The organism is Streptomyces sp. NPDC058964, from assembly GCF_042741275.1.
Taxonomy (GTDB): Bacteria; Actinomycetota; Actinomycetes; order Streptomycetales; family Streptomycetaceae; genus Streptomyces.
In genome coordinates, this window is sequence record NZ_JBHYKH010000434.1 from 1 (window position 1) to 7,842 (window position 7,842).

Below are 7,842 nucleotides of genomic sequence, written 5' to 3' on the forward strand. Positions count from 1 at the left end.
CGCACGAGCACCGGGAGGGCCTCGCCGAGCGGCAGCGACAGCGCGGGCACCTTCCTGCGGCGCACTCCCGCACCGTGCCGTCGTACGACCGTCAGTTCCTCGCCGTCGGCGGCCGGCGGTCCCCCGTCGGGGTCCCAGAAGGCGATCCGGCCCTCGCGCGGGAGCGGCGCGGGCACGTAGACGGCCGCGAGCCGCACCGGGACGTTCTCCCCCGGCGCCCCGGTGCGCCCGGCCGGCGCAGCCGTGCCGCTCATACGTCCCGCCACCTCCCGCCTTCGTCCCGATCGGATCTCTTCGACTCTACGGGCGGGGTCTGACAATCGGTCCCGGCGACCGGCTCGAGCGGGCCGGTCAGGGAACGGTGCGCGAGACGACGTACACCATCGGGAAGTTCGGATCGGCCAGGTTCACGACGACGTCCTGGGTGGGGGCGGGGTTCTTCTGGGTGTGGGCCAGGCCCCACCACGGGCCGGGGCCGGTGAAGCTCCAGCCGGTGATCTTCCGGTCCCGGGCGCCGATGGCGATGTCGTCCTTCTTCAGGTCGTCCCGGCTGAGGCCCATGCTCTCGAGGAAGCTGTCCAGTCCGGCGCCGCTGGTGCGGAACTGCACGTAGAGACGGCTGGTCTTCCAGTTGTTCGTCTCGTAGTAGGCGATCTCGTCGGCCGGGTGCGGGACCGGCACCTGGTACAGGCGGCGCTGCACCCTCGAGGGCCAGCCCGCGGTGAGGCCGGTGGCCGAGTACTTCTGCTCCTTGTCCTTGCCGCTGTTGCGGCTCTGGTTGGCGGAGATCACCAGGTAGCCCGCGGGGACGCCGATCAGCAGCACGATGATGAGCAGGGTGAGCGCCCTGCGCCGGGCCTTGTGGCGCGGGTGCTCGGACGGGCGGCGCGGCTCGTCCGGGGGCGCGGCCTGACGGGGCAGGGACGCGGTCATGCGGTGTCCCGGGTGCGGCGGGCCTCCGCGTACCGTTCGTAGCGCTCGTACCGCTCCACCCGGCGCCGCTTGGCGCGCCGGAAGCGGCGGGCGACCAGGCGGGCGAGGTCGGCGGCGCCGACCATGCCCGCCTCGGGACCGAGCTGCGCGCGGGTGATACGGGCCTCGGGGCGGTAGCCGCGGCCGGTGAGGTGGCGCTTGAAGGCGTCCCGCGCGGGGCCGATCAGCAGGTCGTCGGCCGCGCTGACACCGCCGCCGATCACGAAGCAGGACGGGTCCAGGGCCGCGGCCAGGTTCGCGATGCCGACGCCGAGCCACTGGCCGATGTCCTGGAGCAGCTCGATGCACATGGCGTCGCCCTCACGGGCCAGCTCGGTGATCATCGGGCCGGTGATGTCGGCGACGTTGCCCTTGACGTGCTCGATGATCCCGTAGGCCACGGGCGAGTCGGCGGCGGCGAGCTCCTTGGCCTCGCGGACCAGCGCGTTGCCGGAGCTGTACTGCTCCCAGCAGCCGCGGTTGCCGCACGGGCAGCGGTGGCCGCCGGGCACGACCTGCATATGGCCGAACTCACCCGCGACACCGAACTTGCCGCGCTTGACCTGGCCGTCCTCCAGGATCGCGCCGCCGATACCGGTACCCAGCGTGATCATGACGAGGTGGTCCTCGCCGCGGCCTGCGCCGAACCGCCACTCCGCCCAGGCGGCCGTGTTGGCGTCGTTGTCGACCAGTACGGGCACCGACAGGCGCCCGGAGAGCCGGTCGCGCAGCGGTTCGTTGCGCCACGACAGGTGGGGCGCGAACAGCACGCGGTTGCGGTCGGCGTCGACCCAGCCGGCCGCGCCGATGCCGACCGCGTGGACGTCGTGGCGGTCGGAGAGGTCCAGGACCAGTTCGACGATGGTGTCCTCGACGACCTGGGGGCTCTTCGACTTGTCCGGCGTCTCGGCGCGGACCTTCTCCAGGATGTTGCCGTCGGCGTCCACGACGCCCGCCATGACCTTGGTGCCGCCGATGTCGATGCCGACCGTCGGCACACGGGGCGCGGTCAGGTGTGACCGGCGTTCCCTCGTACCGACCGTACGCAGCACTGGGGCCCGGCGGGAGCCGATGGGGGCGGTGAGGTCGCGGTAGGTGCTCATCGCGCTCGATTGTGCCTCACCGTGCGGGCGGGTGCCGTTCGGGGGACATAAGGTACGTGCGGCGCCGTCGGCTCGTCCGGCGCGTTCTCGTCACGCGCGCGGCCGCCCGGCACACGCGTCGCATTGTCCGGACATTGGGACGAAAGCCGGCCCTCGGTCGGGGGACTCAGGAGCGAACGAGCAGCTGGAACTCGAAGGAGTAGCGCGACGGACGGTAGGTGTGATCGCCGAACTCGACCGCGCGGCCCGTGTCGTCGAAGGTGGTGCGCTGCATCGTGAGCAGCGGGGCGCCCTCCGCCTCTCCCAGCCGCTCCGCCTCGGCGGCCGTGGCGCCGCGGGCGCCGATGGACTGCCGGGCGCTGTGCAGGGTGATTCCCGCGGAGCGCATCAGCCGGTACAGGCCGGTGGCCTCCAGCTGCGTGGTGTCCAGGTCGAGCAGGCCCGGCGGCAGGTAGTTGATCAGGTATGCCATCGGCTCCCCGTGGGCCAGGCGCAGCCGCTCGATGCGGTGCACCTCGTCGCCCTCGGCGACGCCCAGCGCGGCCGCGGCCTCGGCGGGTGCCTGGACGACGGTGTTGACCAGGACCTTGGTGGCGGGGCGCTGGCCGGCCGCCTCCAGGTCGTCGTAGAGGCTGCTGAGCTCCAGCGGGCGCTTGACCTGGCTGTGCACGACCTGTGTGCCGACGCCGCGGCGGCGGACGAGGAGTCCCTTGTCGACGAGGGACTGGATGGCCTGGCGGACGGTGGGGCGGGACAGACCGAGCCGTGCGGCGAGCTCGATCTCGTTGCCCAGCAGGCTGCCGGGAGTGAGGTCTCCGCGCTCGATGGCGGCCTCCAGCTGCTGGGAGAGCTGGAAGTACAAAGGCACCGGCGAGCTCCGGTCCACACTGAGGTCGAGCGCTGCGGTCGGGTCCACTTCTGGTTTCGGCACGGCCTGAGCGTAGCTCCGTGATTGGTTGACGGGAAGTTGTGTAGTCCGATTGTCCGGACATACGCATTGACAGCGTGCGGTGTGTGACCTCACTTTGATTCCATGCGCATCGGGGTCATCGGTACGGGCCGCATCGGCACCATTCATGCGAACACGCTCAGCCGCCATCGCGAGGTCGGGTCACTGATCCTCACGGACGCCGATCCGGCGCGTGCGCAGGAGCTCGCGCACCGCCTGGGCGAGACGGCCGCGCCCGGGGTGGACGAGATCTTCAAGTGGGGCGTGGACGCCGTGGTGATCACCACGGCGACCTCGGCACACGCCGAACTGATCGGCCGGGCAGCGCGCTCCGGGCTCCCGGTGTTCTGCGAGAAGCCGATCGCCCTCGATCTGCCGGGCACGCTGCAGGCGCTCAACGAGGTCGACGCGGCCGGCACGGTCCTGCAGATGGGGTTCCAGCGGCGGTTCGACGCGGGCTACGCCGGGGCGCGGGAGGCGGTGCGCTCGGGGCGGCTCGGGCGGCTGCACACCATCCGGGCGCTGACCTCCGACCAGTCCCCACCCCCCGCCGAGTGGCTGAGGCTGTCCGGCGGGCTGTTCCGGGACACCCTGATCCACGACTTCGACGCGCTGCGCTGGGTGACGGGGCGGGAGATCGTCGACGTGTACGCGACCGGGTCGGACGCCGGGCCCCGCATGTTCCGGGAGGCGGGCGACGTCGACACGGGCGCGGCCGTCCTCACGCTCGACGACGGAACGCTGGCCACGGCGACGGCGACCCGGCTGAACGGGGCGGGATACGACGTCCGGATGGAACTCGCCGGGGAACGGGACACGGTCGTGGTGGGCCTGGACGACCGTACGCCGGTGACCTCGACCGAGCCGACCGGGCCGCCCGCCGCGGACAAGCCGTGGAACGGGTTCCTGGAGCGGTTCGCACCCGCCTACGAGGCCGAGCTCTGCGCCTTCGTGGAGGTCCTGAACGGCGAGCGTCCCAACCCCTGCGACGGCCGCGAGGCGCTCCAGGCCCTGCGCATCGCGGAGGCCTGCGAAGTCTCCCGCCGGGAGCGCAGACCGGTACGCCTGGCGGAGATCGCGGACGGTGCCCGGCCGGCGCTCGGCTGACCGGCGGCGGGCCGAGCACCCGCCGACGGCGCACAGCTCCGTCCCGCCCGGCGCCTGGGCCCGGACCGGGCCGGCTACCAGCGCACCGGCAGTCTCCGCACCCCCCGCATCAGCATGCCCGGCAGCCATTCACCGGGAGTCCCGTCCAGGGCGAGGGCGGGGGCCCGGTCCAGGAGGGAGCGGAGGGCCCTGCGGGCTTCCAGGCGGGCCAGGGGTGCGCCCAGGCAGTAGTGGATGCCGTGTCCGAAGGCCAGATGGCCGCGGGTGTCGCGGCGGATGTCGAAGCGGTCGGCGCCGGGATAGCGGGCCTCGTCGCGGTCGGCCGCGCTGAGGCCGATCAGCACGGACTCGCCGCGGGCGATGGCCGTCCCGGCGATCTCCAGGGGTTCGGCGGCGTACCTGTACGTCCCGTTCTCCACCGGCCCCTCGTAGCGCAGCGTCTCCTCGACGGCGCCGTCGAGGAGTGACATGTCGGCACGCAGGGCGGCGAGTTGGCCGGGGTGCTCGAGCAGGGACAGGACGGTGTTCCCGATGAGGTTGACCGTGGTCTCGTGCCCGGCGATCAACAGCACGAAGGCCATGCCCCGCAGCTCCTGCGGGGAGAGCCGGTCGCCGTCCTGCGCGGTGGTGCGGATCAGGTCGCCGAGCAGGTCGCCGCTCGGCCCGGCGCGCCGTTTGTCCGCGATCAGCTCGGTGAGGTATGCGGCCAGTCTCACGAAGGCGTCGTTCTCGCTCTCCGCGTCGGCCGGCGCGACCGCCTCCGTCGACAGTTTGCGGAACTCCGTGCGGTCCATCTCGGGGACGCCGAGGAGCTCGCAGATCACAGTGATCGGCAGCGGGTAGGCGAAGGCCTCGATGAGGTCCGCGCGGCCGTGCGGGAGCATCTCGTCGAGCAGCTGGTCGGTGATCTCCTGGATCCTCGGCCGCAGTTCCTCGACCCGGCGCATGGTGAACGCGCTCGTGATGAGCCCGCGCAGGCGCGTGTGCTGCGGCGGGTCGGTGCCCAGCAGATGCCTGCCGATCAGTTCCTCGTCGAGAAAGGTCACCCCGATCTTGCTGCCGTCCTTGGCCAGCCTGGGGTCGGCGAGCGCCGCGCGCGCCTCCTCGTGTCCCACCACGATCCAGGTCTCGTGGTGCTGGTCGGGTGCCGGGTACCGCACGCGGTGCACGGGGCCGAGCTCCCGCAGTCGCGCGTAGACCGGATGCGGGTCCCTGCGGAACCCGTCCCCGAATTCACCCAGGTCGATCACTTGCGCCATGGTGTTCCCCCATCTCCGACACCCCCCGAAGCCGTCCGGGCACACCCCGGTGCACCGACAACGCGCGGCAGCCCCGTCTAGTGCCCGTCGGGACCGCCCGGGCCGTCCGGTCGCTGCCCGTTCCCGCCGTCCGGCAGTCCCGCGTCGTAGGCCAGCAGGGCGATCTGCACGCGGTTGTTGAGCCCGAGCTTGGCCAGGATGCGGGAGACGTGGGTCTTGACGGTGGCGACGCTCATGAAGAGTCCGGCGGCGATCTGGGCGTTGGCGAGTCCGCGCCCGACCGCCACGGCGACCTCGCGTTCCCGGTCGTTGAGGCCGGCGAGGCGCTCCCGCGCGCGGGCCCGGCGGGTGTCGGCGGGGCCGCCCGCCGCGTGCCGCATCAGCTGGCGGGTGACGGCGGGCGACAGCACGGGGTCGCCGGCCGCCACCCTTCGTACCGCGTCGACGATCTCGGCGGGAGGGGTGTCCTTGAGGACGAATCCGGCGGCACCCGCGCGCAGGGCGCGTAGCACCTGCTCGTCGGCGCGGAAGGTCGTGAGGACGACGACCTGCGGGGCGTCCTCACGGCCGCGCAGCCGCTCGGTCGCGGTCAGCCCGTCCACCGAGGGCATGCGGATGTCCATCAGGACGACGTCCGGCCGGGTGCGGTCGACGAGCGTCTCGGCCTCGCTGCCGTCGGCCGCCTCCCCGACGATCTCGATGTCGTCGGCCCCGCCCATCATGAGGGACAGGCCTGCCCGCACCAGCGGATCGTCGTCGACGATGAGCAGTCTGATCGCAGTCATGGCCCTTACGTAATCACGGCTGTACGGCACCGGGGCAGGGGCGTCGTCCGGCACCGACGGCGGCGCCACCCCTTGCCCGGGGCCGGGGAAGTCCCCGGGCGGCTCCGGAACCGGTGCCCCGTAGCGGCCGGCAACGACCTTGTCCGGCAATGGTGTTGTGCTGCACCGGCGTTGTGCGACACCGGCGTGGCACGGCACCGGACGTGCCCGCCCGCGCCCGGCCGGTGACCGGGTCTCCGTGTCAGCCCGCGCCCGCGCCCCACGGCAGCCGGCCCCGGACCTCGAACCCCCCGTCCCCCGTCGGCCCGTGCTCCAGCCGTCCCCCGGCCAGCGTCGCGCGCTCGGTCAGGCCGATGAGGCCCTGGCCTGAGCCGGGGACCGGCGTGGGCTCGGACTCCGGGGCGGAGTTGTGGACCGAGACGGCCAGTCCGTGGCCGGGGGCGCCGGTGACGGTGAGCGTGACCTCGGTGCCGGGGGCGTGCTTGCGGGCGTTGGTCAGGGCCTCCTGGGCGATGCGGTAGGCGGTGCGGCCGACGGAGGCGGGAACGGTTGCGGGGTCGGTGACACGGTTGTCGAGGGTGACCTTCATGCCGGCCTCGCGGGACTCGGCGACGAGGGAGTCGAGCGCGGCGAGCGTCGGCTGGGGGCGGCCGGTGTCGTCGGGTTCGCCCGCGCGCAGCACGCCGATGATCTCGCGCAGGTCCTGCAGGGCCTCGTGCGCGCTCTCCCGGATGACACCGGCGGCGCGGGCGATCTCCTCCTGCGGCGCGTCCGGCCGGAACTCGAGGGCTCCGGCGTGCACGCTCAGCAGGGTGAGCCGGTGGGCGAGCACATCGTGCATCTCCCGGGCGATGGCCTCCCGGGCGAGCCGCTGTGCGCGTTCCGCGCGCAGCCGCGCCTCGGTCTCGGCACGGCGGGCGCGGTCGCGCAGGCTCAGCATGAGCTGTCGTTTGGAGCGGACGAACATGCCCCAGCCGATGAGCGAGACGGTGAACAGCACCGTGATCACGACGTTGGCCAGGTACGGCAGTTCCGGGTCGGGGCGCAGCCGGTAGAAGAGCGGGACCAGCGCGAGGTCGGCGCCGCCGATCCAGGCCACGTACCGGAAGGGCCGGTGCACGGCGAGGGTGAAGAGGACGACCATGATCGCGCCGCCGGACGTGTCGGACAGGAATCCGACGGGGACCGTCGCGACGGCGAGCCCCACCGGCCACCGGCGCCGGAACCAGACCGCCGCGCAGGCCAGGACGCCCAGCGACTGGTCGAGTACGGCCAGGGGGTGTGGCAGGTCCGGCCTGTCGGCCAGGGCCTGCGCGCCCGCCAGGCCGATGATCACGGCCAGGAGGAAGCAGGAGAAGTCGACGGCCCAGTCGCGTGCCGTGCGCCGCGGCCGCCGCCCGGACGACCCGGAGTCCGGGTCCAGTTCGTGGACCAGGGCGGAGGGGTACAGCCACCGGCGGACCGCGAACTCGTGCGGCGCCCCCGCCGCCTCGTCAGCTTTCACGGTCGCCAAATCTATGCAGCGCGGGGCGGCCCGGCTCCCCCGCGGGCGGGATCGGCGACCGAAGTCGGCGCCGTCGTCGACTTTCGGCGGTTCGCCGGGGCGGTAAGCCGGCCCGACCGCGGACACGACAAGCCCCCCGGGCCAGTTGTGGGGGGTGTACGCG

General features: G+C 73.0%; 8 protein-coding genes. 1 reads left to right on the forward strand and 7 read right to left on the reverse strand.

Annotated elements, in window-relative coordinates; translation table 11 throughout:
- The 4 genes from ACFW2E_RS35930 to ACFW2E_RS35945 all read right to left on the reverse strand — a co-directional run.
- A partial coding sequence (locus ACFW2E_RS35930) for a hypothetical protein (RefSeq protein WP_384472922.1) occupies positions 1-254 on the reverse strand: 254 nt, incomplete at its 3' end.
- Positions 255-351: 97 nt separating this feature from the next.
- A complete protein-coding gene (locus tag ACFW2E_RS35935; RefSeq protein WP_384472925.1) occupies positions 352-933 on the reverse strand; it encodes a sugar kinase in 582 nt (193 codons plus the stop codon).
- Positions 930-2,075, reverse strand: a complete 1,146-nt coding sequence (locus tag ACFW2E_RS35940; protein ID WP_384472928.1) for an ROK family glucokinase — start codon at positions 2,073-2,075, stop codon at positions 930-932. Before ACFW2E_RS35940 ends, ACFW2E_RS35935 begins: the two co-directional genes overlap by 4 nt.
- A 166-nt stretch (positions 2,076-2,241) precedes the next feature.
- Complete coding sequence (locus ACFW2E_RS35945; RefSeq protein ID WP_384472943.1) at positions 2,242-2,991, reverse strand: GntR family transcriptional regulator; 750 nt, start codon at positions 2,989-2,991, stop codon at positions 2,242-2,244.
- Positions 2,992-3,108: 117 nt separating this feature from the next.
- Between ACFW2E_RS35945 and ACFW2E_RS35950 the strand changes: the two genes are divergently transcribed.
- Complete coding sequence (locus ACFW2E_RS35950) at positions 3,109-4,131, forward strand: Gfo/Idh/MocA family oxidoreductase (protein ID WP_384472931.1); 1,023 nt, start codon at positions 3,109-3,111, stop codon at positions 4,129-4,131.
- Positions 4,132-4,205: 74 nt separating this feature from the next.
- On the opposite strand, the gene ACFW2E_RS35955 is transcribed toward ACFW2E_RS35950, so the two are convergent.
- The 3 genes from ACFW2E_RS35955 to ACFW2E_RS35965 all read right to left on the reverse strand — a co-directional run bounded on the left by ACFW2E_RS35955 (position 4,206) and on the right by ACFW2E_RS35965 (position 7,688).
- Positions 4,206-5,390: a cytochrome P450 gene (locus tag ACFW2E_RS35955; protein WP_384472934.1), complete on the reverse strand. Its 1,185-nt coding sequence runs from the start codon at positions 5,388-5,390 to the stop codon at positions 4,206-4,208.
- Between the two features lie 77 nt (positions 5,391-5,467).
- Complete coding sequence (locus ACFW2E_RS35960) at positions 5,468-6,175, reverse strand: response regulator (protein WP_384472937.1); 708 nt, start codon at positions 6,173-6,175, stop codon at positions 5,468-5,470.
- 241 nt (positions 6,176-6,416) lie between these two features.
- Positions 6,417-7,688 carry a histidine kinase gene (locus ACFW2E_RS35965; protein WP_384472940.1) on the reverse strand — a complete coding sequence of 424 codons (1,272 nt, stop codon included), beginning with the start codon at positions 7,686-7,688 and terminating at the stop codon, positions 6,417-6,419.
- Positions 7,689-7,842: the final 154 nt, after the last annotated feature.

Bases quoted from the DNA above. Each gene is read 5' to 3' on its own strand.
- ACFW2E_RS35950 (WP_384472931.1), top strand. From the start codon at position 3,109: ATGCGCATCGGGGTCATCGGTACGGGCCGCATCGGCACCATTCATGCG.
- ACFW2E_RS35940 (WP_384472928.1), bottom strand. From the start codon at position 2,075: ATGAGCACCTACCGCGACCTCACCGCCCCCATCGGCTCCCGCCGGGCC.
- ACFW2E_RS35955 (WP_384472934.1), bottom strand. From the start codon at position 5,390: ATGGCGCAAGTGATCGACCTGGGTGAATTCGGGGACGGGTTCCGCAGG.
- ACFW2E_RS35960 (WP_384472937.1), bottom strand. From the start codon at position 6,175: ATGACTGCGATCAGACTGCTCATCGTCGACGACGATCCGCTGGTGCGG.
- ACFW2E_RS35935 (WP_384472925.1), bottom strand. From the start codon at position 933: ATGACCGCGTCCCTGCCCCGTCAGGCCGCGCCCCCGGACGAGCCGCGC.